This is a genomic window from Xanthobacter sp. SG618 (assembly GCF_012932745.1).
GTDB lineage: Bacteria > Pseudomonadota > Alphaproteobacteria > Rhizobiales > Xanthobacteraceae > Xanthobacter > Xanthobacter flavus.
Map to the genome: position 1 here is coordinate 1 of NZ_JABBHL010000009.1, position 15,930 is coordinate 15,930.

Sequence of the window (15,930 nt, forward strand, 5' to 3'; positions counted from 1 at the left end):
GACCTCGCCTTCGTCAACGGCTACGGCTTCCCGCGCCTGAAGGGCGGCCCCATGCACGCCGCCGACGCCCTCGGCCTCGCCACCATCCTCACCGAGATCGAGGCCGCCCACGCCACCGGCGGCGCCGGCTCCAACCCCGCTCCGCTCCTCGTCCAGCTCGCCGCCGAGGGCAAGAGATTCGCAGACTGGCAAAAGGCCTAAGTCTCTCGCCTAGAAATAAAAAACCCCGCCGCCGGCGCGTGCCGGGCGGCGGGGCAGTCAGCGGGCCGCCACGGTCGGATCAGGCGGCACCGACAATGGTGATGGAGCACACGTTCTGCGCCGGCGCGCCGCCCAGATTGTGGGTGAGGGCGAGGCTCGGGCTCGCGAGCTGGCGTTCGCCGGCCTGTCCGGTGAGCTGCAGCCAGCATTCGTAGAGCATGCGCAGGCCGGACGCGCCGACGGGATGGCCGAAGCATTTCAGCCCGCCATCCACCTGGCTGGGCAGCGCCCCGTCCGCATCGAAAGCGCCGTCCAGCATGCGCTTCCAGGCGGTGCCTTCGTCGGCGAGGCCGATGTCCTCCAGCGTCACCAGCTCGGTGATGGAGAAGCAATCGTGCAGCTCGGTGAAGCTCAGCTGTGCGCGCGGATCGGCAATGCCCGCCTCGGCATAGGCGCGGCGGGCGGCGATGCGGGCGGTGTGGACATAGGAGCCATTCCAGCCGCTGCTCTGCACCTCCCAGCCGTTGGAGGCGACGAGCTGGATGGCCTTCACCAGCACTGGCGTCTTTCCCAGAGCCCGCGCGATCTCCGGCGTGGTGACGATGGCGCAGGCGGCGCCGTCCGACACCGGGCAGCAGTCGAACAGGCCGAGCGGGTCGGCCACCAGCGGCGCATTCACCGCCTGCTCGACGGTGATGGCCTTGCGCAGATGGGCGTTCTTGTTCTTCACCGCATTGGCGTGGCTCTTCATGGAGGTGTGCCCCATGGCCCGCTTGAGGTCGCCGGCGGAGATGTTGTGGCGCGTGCCATAGGCCCGCGCCAGCTGGGCGAAGTTGCCGGGATTCGTGTGTGTGGGCAGATACATGGGCGCGAAGGTGCCGCGCGAGGCCGGGGGCAGGCCGGCAAAGCCGGTGTCTTTCAGCTTCTCCACACCCACCGCCAGAGCGATGTCCACCGCGCCTGATGCCACGGCATAGACGGCGCCGCGAAAGGCTTCCGTGCCGCCGGCGCAGAAGTTTTCCACGCGGGTGACGCCGATGGCCGGCAGGCGCAGGGCCTGGGCCATGGGGGTGCCGGCCTTGCCGGCGCCGATGTCATCATAATGGGAGGAATACCAGGCGGCGCCGATCTGGTCGGGGGCGATGCCGGCATGGCCCAGCGCCTCCAGATAGGCTTCCGCCATCAGCTCTTCCTGCCCCACGTCCCAGCGCTCGCCGAAGCGCGAGCAGCCCATGCCGAGGATGGCGACCTTGTCCTTGATTCCGTTGGCCATTTTGTCGCCCTCCGGTCAGGCTGCGGCGGGCGACGCGGGGGCCGCGACCGCCTTCCAGAAATAGCGGCGGAAGCCGGTGCGCTCGTCCAGATCCTTGATGCGGAAGACGAAACGCACCGCGTCGCCGGGCGAGAGGCGCTCCGCGTCCGGGTCGGTGAAGTCCATCATCAGGCGGGCGCCGCCGGGGATGTCGACGAGGCCGTAGCAATTGGGTGGGCTGCGGGAGAAGGCGAGGCGGTCGGCGGTGGCGGTGGCGACCGTGCCGCCGAGGTCCGCAAGGGGCCATGGCTGCTGGGTTTCCGCGAAGAAACCCGCCTCCGACACGGCGAGGCGGGAGGGGGGAAACTGCACCTGTCCCGTCTCGGGGCTGCGGCCGCCGACAAAGCCCAGCAGGGCCTCGGAATTGCGGTAGGCAGTGGTCAGCGCCTCGTTCACCGGGAAGCGTCCACGCAGGCCGCGCTCCCACGGCATGAGGCCGCGAAAGATGGGGAGTTTCAGATAGTTGGCCTCTGAGATGCCATCCGCTAGAGCGGGCGAGGCGGCGGCCGGGAAGCCGGTGATGGCGTCGGTCGCTTCCAGCACCAGAGCGGTCGCGCCCTGGCCGAACTGGGCGACTAGCACCCGCTCGCCGGGGCGCATGCCTTCCATCGCCCGTGCCAGCATCACGAGGGCATGGGCCGCGCCGGTGTCTCCGCATTCCAGATCAAGGGGTTGGGCGAGTTTTGCGCGGGAGAGACCGGCCGCCTGCGCCACCGCCTTGGCCGCGCCGGGGATGACGCAGGGCAGGACGAAATGGTCGATCTCTTCCGCGGAAAGCTGCGCCTTTCCAAGAGCTTCCGCGATGGCGCGGGGCACGAGGTCGAGGAAGCCCTCTTCCCGCACCCAGCGCTCCTCCCAATCGGTGGGAAGGGACCGGTCGGGGGCACGGTAGCGCTCGATGAAGGGGGCGGAGAGGCTGGCGCCGCCACGATAGGTGAGGAGGTCCGGCCCGCCCCCGCCGCCGCCCCCGACAAGAGCGCTGACACCCCCATCCGAATAGCGCATTTCGGCGGTGCCACCCGGGGTGTTCAGCGGCATATCGGCGGCTGTCAGCAATGCCGGTTCGGTGGATTCAAGAGCGGCATGCAAAGCGAGCAGTCCGCACCTGATGGTACCGCCCACATCCTGCGCCCGGGTCGCCTCCGGGAGGCGAAGGGCGGCATGGACGAGGGCCGCCTGCTGCGGCTCGGCGAAGACCGGGGTGGTGGTCGCGAAGGTGAGGGCGCGGACGGCGGTGCGCGCCTCGGGAACTCGATTGCGCTCAGCTTGCGCGAGGCAGGTGCGGGCGGCGGCGACGGCCATGGTGATGGGGTCTTCGTCCCAATAGGCCAAAGTGCGGGCGCCGCGGGTGTCGCCGCGGGGGCAGAGCCAGCCCATGGCGGCGGCCATGGCGGCGCGCTGGAGGCGCAGGCGCGGCAGGTGGATTGCGAGTGCTGTGATGCCCGTCATGAGGTGCCCGTCTGTGCGGCCGGGGGAGGGGGCTTCACCGGCGTCCACGCGCCTAACGTCGGGGCCGACGGCGCGCGGGAAAGCCGATTGCCACCCGCATTTGGGCATTATAATAATCAGAACGTTCGGTCAATCAATATCCAGAATGGGGGACGCCATGGACCAAAAACACGCCGGTGAGGATCACATCTGCATCGTCGGGGCCGGGCAGGCCGCCGCCTCCCTCGCGCTGCGCCTGCGGCATGGCGGCTATTCCGGCGCGCTGACCCTCTTCGGCGACGAGCCGCACCCGCCCTATCAGCGCCCGCCGCTCTCCAAGGCCTATCTCAAGCGGGAGTGGACGGTGGACCGGCTTTATCTGCGCCCCGCCGAGTTCTGGAGCGGCATCGGCGTCGACGTGGTGACGGGCGCGCCTGTCACCGCCATCGATCCGGTGGCCCGCACGCTGCAGGTGGGCGGGCGCAAAGTGGCGTGGACGAAGCTGGCGCTCGCCACCGGCACGCGCCCCCGCCCGTTGCCGCCGGAATTCGCCGGTCTCTCAGGCGTTTACGAGCTGCGCGGCCTCGCCGATGCGGACCGGCTGGAAGGCGAAATCCGCCCCGGCCGCCGGCTCCTCGTGCTGGGCGGCGGCTATGTGGGGCTGGAGACGGCGGCGGTGGCGGCGAAGGCCGGGCTTGTGGTGACCGTGGTGGAGCGGGCCGCGCGCATTCTGGAGCGTGTCGCCTGCGCCGAGACCTCCGATGCCATCCGCGCGCTCCATGCGGGCCATGGCGTGCGCATCCTGGAAGGCCGCAGCGTGGCCGGGGTGGAGGCGCGGGACGGCACTGTGGCGGCGGTGACGCTGGATGACGGCACGCGCCTGGAGGTGGATGCGGTGCTGGTGGGCATCGGCGTCCTGCCGCGCGACGAACTCGCCCGCGCGGCCGGCATCACCTGCGAGAACGGCATCGTGGTGGACGTGCACGGCCGCACCTCGATGCCCGGAACCTGGGCGGCGGGCGATTGCGCGTCCTTCCCGTTCCAGGGCCTGCCGACCCGGCTGGAGAGCGTGCAGAATGCGGTGGACCAGGCCGAATGCGCGGCCGACGACATGCTCGGCCACGCCCGTTCCTATGCGCCGGTGCCGTGGTTCTGGTCCGATCAGTACGACATGAAACTGCAGATCGTCGGACTCAACCGCGGCTATGACGCGGTGGTGCGCCGCCGCTCGGAGCGGGGCGAATCGCTCTGGTATTTCCGCGCGGGCCGCATGATCGCGGTGGACGCCCTCAACGATGCGCGCACCTACATGGCGGCGAAGAAGCTGCTGGAGGCAGGCGCCGTCCTCACGCTGGACGAGGTGGCGGCGGAGGGGTTCGACCCGGTGGCGCGGATGAAGCGGGCGGCGGCATGAGGGGTGTTTTGCTGTCATGGCCGGGCTTGTCCCGGCCATCCACGTCGGGCCGATAGTGCCAGTCATGGAAATTGGCGCCCGGCCGCACCACGTGGATGCCCGGGACAAGCCCGGGCATGACGGCTTGTACGAATCCGTCGGTCCCTTCAGCCGGCCTCACTCCTTCCCGCTGCGCCCCTCATGCCGGGCCGCATGGCGGCCGTCCGGCTTGGCGTGGGGCGTGCCGCCATTGGCCGGCGCGGGGGCGTTGGCGTAGCCCTTCACGAAGAGGTCCACCGTGCGGTCGGCCAGCTCGTTCGGCGTCACGGCGCCGTCGGCGTGGTACCACGTATAGGTCCAGTTGATCATGCCGAAGAACAGCATGGTGTCCACGTGGGCGGTGCTGGAATGGGCGAGGTCCGGCCGCAGCTGCAACAGGATGTCCCTGACATAGGCGATCAGCTCGCGCTGCTTGGCCACCAGCACCTTGCGCGTCTCGGGCGCGAGGAACTCGGCGCAGGTCAGCAGCGCCACGTGCTGGTCACGCGAGACGGAATAGACATCGAGGAACAGGCGGGTGAGCTGGCGGAAGCGCTCCTCCGGGTCCTGATAGCCGTAAAGGGTCTGCCGGCACTTCATGAGGAGGCTTTCCACATGCGAGGTCAGCATGTCGGAAAGGATCGCCTCCTTGGAGGTGAAATAGTGATAGAGCCGCGACTTGGAGCACTCGCACGCCTCGGCGATGTCGCCGATGGAGGTGGCCGCATAGCCGCGCTGCGCGAACACGGACGCCGCCCGTTCGAGGATGGTGTCGTGAATGTTGTCGTATTCGGCTGAGCGCGTTCTCGCCACGGCGGCCACACCTGCAAGAATGTTCCGATCATTCGGTCTATAAGCGCATGGGGCGGCGGTGCCAAGGGCGGCGGGCGCGGGAGGGGTCTTCCTGAAGCCGTTCAAAAGCGCTCGAAGGGTAGGGCGTGGCTCGTCTTGGGCTGCCGTCATGCCCGGGCTTGTCCCGGGCATCCACGTGGTCTGGCCGGGAACAGGTCTGAAATGCCTGTGAAATCGGCCCGAAGTGGATGGCCGGGACAAGCCCGGCCATGACGGCGGGGAGATGCCGCGCGCTTCTTCTACGCGAGCGCTGCCCCAGCCTTCTCCGGAACCCCGACGCGGGTGCCTTCCCCGCCTTCCCCATGGTAGCCTCGCCGGGAATCTCGGGCGTGGAGGTTGATGCAGATCAAAATCGCCGTTTACATAGACCAGTCGTTCGGTCTATTAATTCGCCAATCCAGAGCGGCCACAAGAGCCGCGTGTTCCAACGGTCGGATGGGGGAGGAGCCACATGCAGCATCCTGAGGTGGAGTCGCTCGACCGCGACGGTATTCTGAAGCTCCAGCGCGAGGGCCTTGCCGGCCTCGGCGCGCGTCTGGCGCAGTGCGACACCTGGAAGGCGCATTTTGCGCAGGCCGGCATGAAGCCGGAGGACCTCGCCAGCGAGGACGGCCTCGCCAACGCCCCGTTCATGGACAAGTCGCTGCTGCGCGACCTTTATCCCTTCCCCTTCCTCACCGTGCCCATGGACAAGGTGGAGCGCTTCGTCGCCACCTCCGGCACCACCGGCCTGCCGGTGACCTTCGGCATGACGAAGAACGACCTGCACAGCCTGCTGCCCTCCCAGATGGCGCGCCTGCTCACCGCCGCAGGCGTCAAGCCGGGCTTCCGCGCCTATCAGGGCTATGGCTATGGCCTGTGGATCGGCGGCCCGGCGCTCGATGCCGGTTTCTCCGCCGTGGGCTGCACCAATTTCCCCATCGGCCCCGGCCGCGGCGAGCTCGCTGCCCGCTGGCTGCGCGACCACGCCTATGACGTCGCCTCCATGTCACCTTTGTGGCTGATGACTTTGGTGCAGGCGGCCAAGCATCAGGGCATCAATCCGCGTAACGACTGGACGCTGAAGGTCGCCATCCTCGGCGGCCAGTCGGTCTCGGCCGAGTTCCGCGCGCAGCTGGAAGCCGAAATGCCCGAGGGCTTCATGAGCCACAACATCTACGGCACCACGGAAGCCGGCGGGCCGATCCTCGCCATCTCCACGCCCTTCACCCACGCCGACGACGAATTGCAGCTCCTCAACGAGGATACGGTGATCGTCGAGATCCTCGATCCCAAGACCATGAAGCCGGTGTCCGAGGGCGAGGTGGGCGAGATCGTCATCACCACCCTGCGCAAGGAAGCCTCCCCGGTGGTGCGCTGGCGCACGCGCGATCTCGTGCGCCTCTCCCCGCGCCCCTACGATTGCCCCTCGGGGCGGCGCGGCATGCGCAAGATCGGCCGGATCATCGGGCGCACCGACGACATGATCAAGTTCAAGGGCGTCATCGTCTTCCCCTCGCAGATCGAGGACGTGATCGCCGGCATTCCCGGCCTCGCCAAGGAAGCCTGGCAGATCTACGTGGACAAGGAAGCCACCACCATCGGCAAGATGACCGTGGCGGTGGAGGCGGTCGCCGCCTCGCAGCGTCCCGGCGAGGATGCGGCGGCCGACGTGCGGCGCGAGATCAAGGCCCGCCTCGGCATCAACGTGAACGTGGAGTGCCACCCGGAGGGCGAGCTGCCGCGCTACGAGGCCAAGGCCACGCGCGTGCTGCACCGGCCCGAAGCGACGCACTGAGGCGGCCTTGGCAGAGGCTCTTTCCTCCGACGCACCCGCCTTCGAGCGGGTGCGCGCGCGCATCGAAGCCGCGACCTCCGCCTGGGCGGCGGGGCTGACGCTCGCCGAAATCCGCGACAGCTTCGAGGCTTTCCTCGGGGCGGGCGAGGGCGCACCGGAGGTGAGGCGCACGCCGCTGACCCTCGCCGGCCTGCCCGCCTGCGCCTTCGATGCGCCGGGGGGCGATGCCCCCCGCGTGCTGCTCTATTGCCATGGCGGCGGCTTCCAGATCGGCTCCATCCGCTCCCATGCGGGGCTGATGGCGCGGATCGCGCTCGCGAGCGGGATGCGGGTGATCGGCTTCGACTATCGCCTCGCCCCCGAACACCGCTTTCCGGCGGCGCATGACGACGCCTTCGCCGTCTATCGCGCGCTGGTGGAGGCGGGGGAAACGCCGCTCGCGCTGGTGGGCGATTCCGCCGGCGGCGCGCTGGCGCTGGGCACGGCCGTGCGGGCGCGGGATGCGGGGCTGGCGCTGCCGAAGGCGCTGGTGCTGCTCTCGCCGTGGCTCGATCTCACCATGAGCGGGGAGAGCTACACGGCGCTGGCGGAGAAGGACATCTTCTCCCGCCCCGAGCAGTTGAAGGCCATGGCGCGCACCTATCTCGGCCGCGACACCCGGCCTGATGATCCCGCCGCCTCGCCGGTCAAGGGCGATCTCTCCGGCCTGCCGTCTGTGCTCGTCCATGCGGGCGGGCACGACATCACCCTCGACGACAGCCACCTCCTCGCCCGCCGCGCGGGGGAGCAAAGCGGGCGGGTGGAGGTCGAGGTGTTCCCCGGCATGTGCCACCATTTCCAGGTGTTCGAGGAACTGCCCGAGGCGGCGGCGTCGCTGGCCCGCATCGGCGCCTTCCTGCGCGCGCTGTGAATCCCGGCCTCCTCCCGACGCCCTGAACCTCTCGACGTCGTATGGGCTGGGCCCACTCGCCGGCCTCCCGCCACCGCCGGGGGGCCGGCTTTTTCGTAGGCTGCTCCGTTCACGCACGGCCTCTATCCTACAATGCCGCGTCATGGCCGGGCTCGTCCCGGCCATCCACGTGGATCGGCCGGGAACGCTTTACGGGTAACGTCCTATCGGCCCGACGTGGATGCCCGGCACAAGCCCGGGCATGACGGCTGGTGCGTGGAGCGCGCGGTCTGCTCAACTCTCGAATACGCCTCCCCCCAGCCGCGCTGGATCGAGGCCCCAGTCGGCGAGGATGGCCGGCCCGTCCGCGCCCGGCTTGGCGGGACCGTGGGCCACCGCGGAGGGGGTGGCGGAGAAGCGGGGGGCGGGGGCGGGCTGGGTCACGCCGTCCACGCGCACGAACGCCCCGCGCGCCTGCGCATGGGGATGGGCGGCGGCCTCGTCCCAGTCGAGGATGGGGGTGACGCAGGCGTCCGTGTCGGCGAACAGGTCCGCCCAGTGGTCGCGTGGCTCACTGAGGAACAAGGCGGCGAGACGCGCCCGCAGCGTCCTCCAGGCGGCGGGATCGGCGGCGTGGGTGAAGTCGGCGGCGTCCAGCCCGAGGCGCTCGATGAGGATGCGGTGGAAGCGGCCCTCCACCGGCGCCACGGCGAGGAATTTCCCGTCCGCGCAGGCATAGGTGCCGTAGAAATAGGCCCCGCCATCCAGCAGGTTCGCCGCGCGCGCATCGCTCCACATTCCGCCGGCGCGGAAGCCCCAGAACATGGCGGCGAGCAGCGCGGCGCCGTCTGTCATGGCGGCATCCACCACCTGGCCCTGCCCGGTGGTCTTCGCGGCCAGCAGCGCCGCCACCATGCCGAAGGCCATCAGCATGCCGCCGCCGCCGAAATCGGCCACGAGGTTGAGCGGCACGGGCGGCGGCGCATCGGCCGGGCCCATGGCGGCCAGCGCCCCGGTCATGCCGAGATAATTGAGATCGTGCCCGGCCGCGTCCTTCAGCGGCCCGTCCTGCCCCCAGCCGGTCATGCGGCCGTAGACGAGGCGCGGATGGGCGGCAAGGCACGGCTCCGGCCCGAGGCCGAGACGCTCCATGACGCCGGGCCGGAAGCCCTCGATGAGGCCATCCGCGCGGGCGATGAGATCGCGCATCACGCCGAGGTCGGCCTCGGCCTTGAGGTCGAGGGCGAGGGAGCGGCGGCCGCGCGCCAGCACGTCGAAGCGCGTGTTCATGAGCGGGATGTCCGCCCGCGCGCCCTTCTGGTGGATGCGGATGACCTCCGCCCCCGCATCCGCCAGCATCATGGCGGCGAACGGGGCGGGGCCGAGGCCCACCATCTCGACGATGCGCAGTCCCGAAAGCGGACCCGGCATCGCCCTCAGCCCTGGCCGGCGGGCAGGTGGACGACGAGGCCGTCCAGCGCCGGCGCCACCTTCACCTGGCAGGAGAGGCGGGAGGTGTCGCGCACGTCCTCGGCGAATTCGAGCATGTCGCGCTCCATGCCGGCGGCCTCGCCCACGGTGGCGGACCAGACGGGGTCAACATGCACATGGCACGTGGCGCAGGAGCAGGCGCCGCCGCACTCGGCGACGATGCCGGGCACATTGGCGCGGCGGGCGCATTCCATGACGGAGAGCCCGTCATCCGCATCGATCTCGATGCGCTCAGCGGCGGGCGTGACGAAGACGATGCGGGTCATCGGGGGCTTCCAGTGGGGTATTGGTCTTGCTTGAAAGGTCAGGCGCCGCAGCCCATGCCGCCGGAGACGCCCAGCACTTCGCCGGTGACGAAGGAGGCGCCGGGCGAGGCGAGGAAGGCCACCGCCGCCGCCACTTCCTCCGGCTCGCCGATGCGGCGCAGCAGGGTGAGGGCGGCCATGTCGGCGAGGATCTTCTCGCCCACCTCGGCTACCGCCCGCTCCACCATGGGGGTGCGGATGGGGCCGGGCGCGACGGCGTTCGCGGTGATGCCGTAGCGGGCATTCTCGCGGGCGATGGAGCGGGTGAAGCCGATGAGCCCGGCCTTGGCGGCGGCATAGACCGCGCCGCCCTTGGAGCCCAGCCGCCCCGCCTCCGAGGCCACGTTCACCAGCCGCCCGTAGCGTGCCGCCTGCATGGCGGGCAAAGCGAGGCGGGTGAAGAGGAAGGCGGTTTCCAGGTTCACCGAGAGCAGGAAGCGCCAGTCGTCCACCGTGGTGTCGGTGAAGAAGGCGTGCTGGTCGGCGCCAATATTGTTCACCAGCACGTCGAACCCGCCGTGGGTGGCGAACAGCGCCTGCGCGGCCGCCGCGTCCGTGCCGTCCATATGGACGAAGGTGGCCCCGGTCTCGCCCGCGAGCGCGGTGCCGGCCGGGGCATCGCGATCGCAGAAGGTGACGGCCGCGCCGTCCGCGCCGAGCTGGCGGACGATGGCGGCACCGATGCCGGCGCCGCCTCCGGTTACGAGCGCGCGGCGCTTCGTTACAGGCGCGGTCATCGGCCGGTGAAGACGGGCTTGCGCTTCTCGATCACCGCCGCGAGCCCCTCGCGGGAATCGGCGGTGAAGGAGAGTTCGGAGACGGTGCGCGCCTCCTCCGGCAAAGCGCGCTCCACGTCCAGCGCGTTCCACAGGAGGCGCTTTGTGGCGGCCATGGCGAGCGGCGCGCCGGAGGCATAGAAGCGCGCGGCCTTGCCGGCTTCCTCGGTCAGCGCATCGTCCGGCACGCACTTGGTGATGAGGCCGATGGACTGCGCCTCCTCGGCACTCACCACGCGGTTGGAGAGCATGATTTCCGCCGCGCGGCGGAAGCCCACGAGGTGGGGCAGGATGACCGAGGCGCCGGCATCCGGCGCCATGCCCACCCGCGTCGCGCCGGCCATGAACTTCGCGCCCGCGCCGGCGATCACGATGTCGGAGGCGCAGACGAGGCCGAGCCCGCCGCCGCCGGCCGCATAGCCGTGCACCTCGGTGACGACGATGGCCTTCAGGCGGATGAGGGCGCCGATAGCCACCTGCAGATAGGCCGTCACCTCGCGCAGGAAATCGCCCAGCGCCTCGCCCTTGGAGGCGAACTCGCGCACGTCGCCGCCGGCGCAGAAATTGGCGCCCGCGCCGCGCAGATGCACCACCCGCACATGGGCGGAGCGGTGCACCACCATGATGGCCTTGTAGAGCGCCTGCATCAGCTCGATGTTCATGCCGTTGGCCGAGCCGGGGCGGTTGAGCGTGAGGGTGGCGACGCCATCGGCATAATCCAGCAGGACGGGGCCTTCGGCGATCCAGCTCTCGGGGGCGGGGGGCGTGCTGGGCGTGGTGCTGTGTGTCATGGGAGCCTCGGGGGCTGAAAGGGGAGGGCTGAAGGGTGAGCGCTTTCGACGCCCCTTCCGGTCGTCATGGCCGGGCTCGTCCCGGCCATCCACGTGGTGGGGCCGGGACCGTCATTTCGAACGGTGCGCCAGCGGCCCGACGTGGATGCCCGGCACAAGGCCGGGCATGACGGCGCAAGGGGGCAAAGAGCCGGGCGCAGGCGCGGGGATACGTGCCGGCCCCGCCCTCACACCAGGAACGACAGCGTGTAGATGGGCTTGTTGTTGTTCACGAGGCAGATCTTCTTGCGCACCAGCCGGAAGCCTTCCTCCGTCATGCGCAGGCGGTAGGTGTTGCGTGCGGCCCAGAGCGTGTCGCCGCGCAGATTGTCCTCGTAGATGAGGACGTTGGCGCGCACGTCCACCTCGGGGCCGCGCACCTCGGCGATCTCGATGTTGGAGATCACGCGGGCCAGCTCCGAGCGCGGCGTCTGGGTGTGGCGACGGCCGGTCTTGAGCTGGCGGATGCGCACGCCGATGCGCGAGCGGTTGTCGTAGAGCACCGACATCTGCTTCTCGGGGTCGGTGTCGTCGCCATTGGCCGGAACCCAGTAGATGGCGTCGTCGGTCCACAGCGCTTCCCACCCGTCATAATCGTGGGTGTCGGCGAGGCGGGCCTCCAGATAGAGGAACTGCGCCACCTGATGGTTGAGCGTCGCCGGCTCCAGCTTGGCGAGGTCTGGGGCGGAGGCGTCCGCAAAGGAATGGGCGAGGGCGGTCATCAGCGGGCCTCCGTCATCAGGTTCAGATAGTGGCGCCAGATGCCGCGCTGCGGCGTCTCGTCGGTGGAATGGGCGATGCGGAAGCCGTTCTCGTCGAGGCGCTCGCGGTGCAGGCCGCGGGAGAGCACCAGCCATTCCGGATCAAGGATCTGCGCGCCGCGATGGTTGCGCTCATACATCTCGGTATCGTCGGCGAGCAGCAGGCCGGCGGGGCCCACCGAGCCCATGGTCTGCTGGCGCAGGCGGCGGTTGATGTCCGGCGCGCCCTTGAACTGCACGGCGGTGACATGCTGGATGGTCTCGTCCACCGCCACCGGCTGGAGCACGAAGATCTGGATCTCGGCGATGAAGAGGTTCGGGAAGATCATGACGTGGGGCGAGCCGTCGATCATGATCTCGCGCGCCCGCTCCTCGCCATAGGCCGCGTTCATGCTCTTCACGTATTCGGGCAGGCGCTCCGGCGTGGTGCCGAACCACTGGAGCGGCTTGTCGTGCTTGCGCCATTCGGGGCGCAGGTCGAACTCGGTGTGGCCGTTGCCATAGTCGCGGGTGAGAGCGGTGGAATCCGCGCCGTAGAGGCTGCCGATGCCGGAGCTGGTCACCTGGAACACCGAGCCGTGGACGAAGCCGGGATGATAGCCGTCCGTCTCGTTCTCCAGCATGAACTTCCAGTTGGCCTTGGTGCGGTGCTGGAGGAAGCCCGCGGTCAGGTCCAGCTCGCCGGTGGGCGAGTTGTCGAGCAACTGGTCGAGGGCCGCCTTGGCGCCGCCGAGATGCTCTTCCAGCGAGATGCCCTCGGCCGCCATGGAGCCGAAGACGAAGCCGCGATAGATGGCGATGCGCGGCACCTTGCCGAGGTTCAGCCCCGCCTTGCTCTGGCCCTCATAGCCCTCCGGCAGGGCATAGCCCATGAGGTCGCCGGTGTTGGAGAAGGTCCAGGAGTGATACGGGCAGGTGAAGCTGGTGCGGTTGCCCTTCTGGTAGGCGCACAGCTGGTTGCCGCGATGGGGGCACTTGTTGAGGAGGAGGCGGACCTCGCCTTCCCGGTCCCGCACCATCAGCACCGGCATGGGGCCGATGGACTTGGTGACATAGTCGTTCTTGTTGGGAATTTCGCTGGTGTGGCCCACATAGACCCACGTCTTGTACCAGATCTTCTCCAGCTCTTCCTGGAAGATGGCCGGATCATAATAAAGACGGCTGTTGATGCGCGCGGGCTCGATGAGCGCGCGATAGTCGCGGGCCTGTGCGGCCTCGGACACGGCGGCGTGCGGCATGGCGGTCCACCCCTGGTGTGGTGTTGAATCTGCAGCGTTGGATTGTCGGATAATTCATCGAACGATCGATCTAAGTATTCTCGCGTTCCTTGAGCCATGTCAAGCGGGGGCCTGCGGCCTTCCGGCGCGAAATCGTCGGGGCATGATGGCAGGAAGGCCGGCAGTGGTGCGCCTATACGCCTGAGGCGTGGGGAAAAATCCCGCCCGGCTGACGTTGCGTTGAGGCGCTGCAGATTCTGGTGGCAATGCGAATGGATCTGAATTAAAAAGACCGAACGATCTAACGATAATAGATCGAAGCGTGATGCCCCCTCGCTTTCTCCCGCAGGCTTGTCTCCTCAGGCCGCCCGCGGTGGCGACGGCTCGGCGGCGTCACCCATCAATTCTGGGGAGGACACATGAAGAGGATTGTCACGGGCGCCTTCGCGCTGGCCCTCGTCGCCACCGCCGCCACAACCCCCGCCCTTGCCGAGATCAAGATCGGCGCCGTGGTCTCGGAGACGGGGCCGGCCTCATCCCTCGGCGATCCAGAGGCCAAGACCATCCGCATGATGGTGGAGGAGCTGAACGCCAAGGGCGGCATCAAGGGCGAGAAGGCCAAGCTCGTCCTCTATGACGATGGCGGCGACCCTTCCAAGGCCAAGACCTTCGCCACCCGCCTCGTGGAAGACGACGGCGTGGTCGCCATGGTCGGCGGCACCACCACCGGCACCTCGCTCGCCATCCTCGCCGTGGCGGAGGAGAGCAAGGTGCCCTTCATCTCGCTGGCCGGCGCCATCGAGATCATCGATCCGGTGAAGCCCTTCACCTTCAAGACCCCGCACACCGACCGCATGGCGTGCCAGAAGATCTTCGACGACATGAAGGCCCGCGGCCTGACGAAGATCGGCCTCATCTCCGGCACCGACGGCTTCGGCGCCTCCATGCGCGCCCAGTGCATCGCGGTGGCCAAGACCTCCGGCATCGAGATCGTCGCCGACGAGACCTACGGGCCGAAGGATGCGGACATGACCCCGCAGCTCACCAACATCCGCAACAAGAGCGGCATCCAGGCGGTGCTGAACACCGGCTTCGGCCAGGGGCCGGCCACCATCACCCGCAACTATGCGCAGCTGGGCATCACCCTGCCGCTCTACCAGTCCCACGGCGTCGCCTCCAACGCCTTCATCGAGCTGTCCGGCGCCAAGAATGCCGAGGGCGTGCGCCTGCCCGGCACCGCGCTCCTGGTGGGCGAATTGCTCGATCCGAAGGACCCGCAGAAGAACGTGGTGCTGGCCTACAAGGCGAGCTTCGAGAAGGTGGCCGGCGGCGCCCCGGTCTCCACCTTTGGCGGCTATGCCCATGACGCCATGCGCATCCTCACCGAGGCGCTGGCCAAGGCGCCGTCCGCCAAGCCCGCCGCCATCCGCGATGCCATCGAGGGCACCACGGGCCTCGTCGGCACCACCGGCACCTACAATTACTCGAAGACCGACCATCTCGGCCTCGATCTCTCCGCCTTCCGCATGCTGGAAATCAGCAACGGCGGCTGGAAGCTGGTGAAGTAGAGGGGCCCCACCCGGCCCGTCTGTCCGCCGGTCTTCCGCCATCGGTCCGCGGCCGCCGTCAGGGGTGGCCGCGGACGCCCCCACCCAAGACAAGCCGCCCGCCGGGGAGACGCATGGCGTCCGCCGGCAAGGCGCGGCACCCCTTCCACACAGCCTGAGACGGCCTGCCGGCGCACCCGGCCCGCCGCCTCGAACCGCCCGCGGGGAGCGAGCGACATGTCCGATCTGCTGCAATTCCTGGTGTCCGGGGTCACGGTGGGCGCGGTCTATGCCCTCGTCGCCCTCGGCTTCACCATCATCTACAACGCTTCCGACGTGGTGAACTTCGCCCAGGGCGAGTTCGTGATGCTGGGTGGCATGATCAGCGTGGCCGGCGTCGCCGCCGGCCTGCCCTTGCCGCTCGCGGCGCTCATCGCCATCGCGCTCACGGCGGCCATCGGTGTGGCGCTGAACACCTTCGCCATCGAGCCGGCGCGCGGCGCGCCCGTGGTGTCGCTCATCATCATCACCATCGGCGCCTCCATCTTCATCCGGGGCGTCACCCAGATCGTGCTGGACAAGGGCACCCACCGGCTGCCCTCCTTCTCCGGCGACGACCCCATCCATGTGCTGGGCGCCACCGTGCTGCCCCAGAGCCTGTGGGTGGTGGCGGGGGCGGTGGCCATCTTCGTGGCGCTGTGGCTGTTCTTCACCCGCACGCTCACCGGCCGCGCGGTGCTTGCGACCTCCAACAACCGGCTGGCGGCGCAGCTCGTGGGCATCAACACGCGCTTCGTGATGACGCTCTCCTTCGCCCTCTCCGCCGCCATCGGCGCGCTGGCGGGCGTGCTCATCACCCCCATTTTGCCCACCAGCTTCGAGATCGGCATCTCGCTGGCGCTGAAGGGCTTCGCCGCCGCCATGCTGGGCGGCATGGGCAACCCCAAGGGCGCACTGGCGGGCGGCCTGTTGCTCGGCCTCATGGAGGCGCTGACGGCGGGCTACATCTCCTCCCACTACAAGGATGCGGTGGCCTTCTTCGTCATCCTCGCCGTGCTGTTCGCCTTCCCGCGCGGCCTCTATGGCAGCAATCCGGTGGAGCGCGTGTGACC

General features: G+C 69.2%; 15 protein-coding genes. 6 read left to right on the plus strand and 9 right to left on the minus strand.

All coding sequences use genetic code 11. The features are described 5' to 3' along the window. On the plus strand, positions 1–201 hold a 201-nt coding region (locus tag FHT36_RS20800), incomplete at its 5' end, for a hypothetical protein (RefSeq protein WP_210257900.1). Between the two features lie 79 nt (positions 202–280). Here FHT36_RS20800 and FHT36_RS20805 read toward each other — a convergent pair. Continuing rightward, the gene (locus FHT36_RS20805) at positions 281–1,474 is read right to left on the minus strand and encodes an acetyl-CoA acetyltransferase (protein WP_169124386.1); all 1,194 of its coding nucleotides are present in this window, start codon (positions 1,472–1,474) and stop codon (positions 281–283) included. Between the two features lie 15 nt (positions 1,475–1,489). Continuing rightward, positions 1,490–2,962, minus strand: coding sequence for an OB-fold domain-containing protein (locus FHT36_RS20810; protein WP_169124387.1), 1,473 nt, complete (start codon positions 2,960–2,962; stop codon positions 1,490–1,492). A gap of 157 nt (positions 2,963–3,119) precedes the next feature. On the opposite strand from FHT36_RS20810, the gene FHT36_RS20815 reads away from it, so the two are divergent. Continuing rightward, the gene (locus tag FHT36_RS20815) at positions 3,120–4,355 is read left to right on the plus strand and encodes an NAD(P)/FAD-dependent oxidoreductase (RefSeq protein ID WP_169124388.1); all 1,236 of its coding nucleotides are present in this window, start codon (positions 3,120–3,122) and stop codon (positions 4,353–4,355) included. 156 nt (positions 4,356–4,511) lie between these two features. Here the strand turns inward: FHT36_RS20815 and FHT36_RS20820 are convergent, their stop codons facing one another. Then, positions 4,512–5,186 (minus strand): TetR/AcrR family transcriptional regulator, encoded by a 675-nt coding sequence (locus FHT36_RS20820; protein ID WP_169124389.1) that lies wholly within the window; start codon positions 5,184–5,186, stop codon positions 4,512–4,514. Positions 5,187–5,676: 490 nt separating this feature from the next. Here FHT36_RS20820 and FHT36_RS20825 point away from each other — a divergent pair, with 490 nt between their 5' ends. Both FHT36_RS20825 and FHT36_RS20830 read left to right on the plus strand, forming a co-directional pair. Further along, a complete protein-coding gene (locus FHT36_RS20825; protein WP_168462161.1) occupies positions 5,677–7,002 on the plus strand; it encodes a phenylacetate--CoA ligase family protein in 1,326 nt (441 codons plus the stop codon). A 7-nt stretch (positions 7,003–7,009) separates the two neighbouring features. Continuing rightward, a complete protein-coding gene (locus FHT36_RS20830) occupies positions 7,010–7,912 on the plus strand; it encodes an alpha/beta hydrolase (RefSeq protein ID WP_210257901.1) in 903 nt (300 codons plus the stop codon). Positions 7,913–8,185: 273 nt separating this feature from the next. Here FHT36_RS20830 and FHT36_RS20835 read toward each other — a convergent pair whose 3' ends face one another. The 6 genes from FHT36_RS20835 to FHT36_RS20860 all read right to left on the minus strand — a co-directional run bounded on the left by FHT36_RS20835 (position 8,186) and on the right by FHT36_RS20860 (position 13,292). Next, a complete protein-coding gene (locus tag FHT36_RS20835; RefSeq protein WP_169124390.1) occupies positions 8,186–9,322 on the minus strand; it encodes a CaiB/BaiF CoA-transferase family protein in 1,137 nt (378 codons plus the stop codon). Positions 9,323–9,327: 5 nt separating this feature from the next. Beyond that, positions 9,328–9,648 (minus strand): 2Fe-2S iron-sulfur cluster-binding protein, encoded by a 321-nt coding sequence (locus FHT36_RS20840; protein ID WP_169124391.1) that lies wholly within the window; start codon positions 9,646–9,648, stop codon positions 9,328–9,330. Positions 9,649–9,686: 38 nt separating this feature from the next. Beyond that, positions 9,687–10,424, minus strand: coding sequence for an SDR family NAD(P)-dependent oxidoreductase (locus FHT36_RS20845; RefSeq protein WP_169124392.1), 738 nt, complete (start codon positions 10,422–10,424; stop codon positions 9,687–9,689). Next, positions 10,421–11,254, minus strand: coding sequence for an enoyl-CoA hydratase/isomerase family protein (locus FHT36_RS20850; RefSeq protein WP_169124393.1), 834 nt, complete (start codon positions 11,252–11,254; stop codon positions 10,421–10,423). Before FHT36_RS20850 ends, FHT36_RS20845 begins: the two co-directional genes overlap by 4 nt. 227 nt (positions 11,255–11,481) lie before the next feature. Further along, positions 11,482–12,015, minus strand: coding sequence for an aromatic-ring-hydroxylating dioxygenase subunit beta (locus FHT36_RS20855; protein ID WP_169124394.1), 534 nt, complete (start codon positions 12,013–12,015; stop codon positions 11,482–11,484). Next, positions 12,015–13,292, minus strand: a complete 1,278-nt coding sequence (locus FHT36_RS20860) for a Rieske 2Fe-2S domain-containing protein (protein ID WP_169124395.1) — start codon at positions 13,290–13,292, stop codon at positions 12,015–12,017. The genes FHT36_RS20855 and FHT36_RS20860 overlap by 1 nt, the downstream gene beginning before the upstream one ends. Before the next feature lie 398 nt (positions 13,293–13,690). On the opposite strand from FHT36_RS20860, the gene FHT36_RS20865 reads away from it, so the two are divergent. Both FHT36_RS20865 and FHT36_RS20870 read left to right on the plus strand, forming a co-directional pair. Next, entirely contained in the window at positions 13,691–14,839 is a 1,149-nt protein-coding gene (locus tag FHT36_RS20865) for an ABC transporter substrate-binding protein (protein WP_169124396.1), read from the plus strand. A 216-nt stretch (positions 14,840–15,055) separates the two neighbouring features. Continuing rightward, positions 15,056–15,928 (plus strand): branched-chain amino acid ABC transporter permease, encoded by an 873-nt coding sequence (locus tag FHT36_RS20870; RefSeq protein WP_029557220.1) that lies wholly within the window; start codon positions 15,056–15,058, stop codon positions 15,926–15,928. Positions 15,929–15,930: the final 2 nt, after the last annotated feature.